General features: G+C 73.5%; 1 pseudogene. It reads right to left on the bottom strand.

The features are described from left to right. Positions 1 to 160: 160 nt before the first annotated feature. A pseudogene (locus ACEWB7_RS18680) lies at positions 161 to 385 on the bottom strand (hypothetical protein); the annotation flags it as partial.

Below are 385 nucleotides of genomic sequence, written 5' to 3'. Positions count from 1 at the left end.
CAGTACGCGCGCATGATCGCGCAGTGGCGCACGGGCTACGCCGGGATGACCTCGGACGAGTACTGGACGAACAAGCTCCGCCTCACGCCGTCCACTGATGCGTGACGCCGACGCGTGACCGACACGATGCCCCGCCGGGTTGCCGGCGGGGCATCGTTCGTCAGAGGTCCGCGTGGAGCTGCCACACCCGCTCGGCCGCACTCGTCCAGCTGAACGCGCGGCCGCGGTCGGCGGCGAGGACCGAGAGTCGCTCGACGGCCGACGTGGATGCCAGGGTGTCGGCGAGCGCCGAGCCGAGGGCGGCCGCGTCGGCGGCGGGCGCGAAGGCGGCGGCATCCAGGAGGAGTTCCCGGTGCGTCTCGGTGTCGGCGGCGACGGTCGGGAC

Source organism: Acinetobacter sp. NIOH-H-8 (assembly GCF_046635365.1).
Taxonomy (GTDB): Bacteria; Pseudomonadota; Gammaproteobacteria; order Pseudomonadales; family Moraxellaceae; genus Acinetobacter.
The sequence above is the reverse complement of the archived record's forward strand: the minus strand, read 5'-3'. Positions and strand labels throughout refer to the sequence as shown.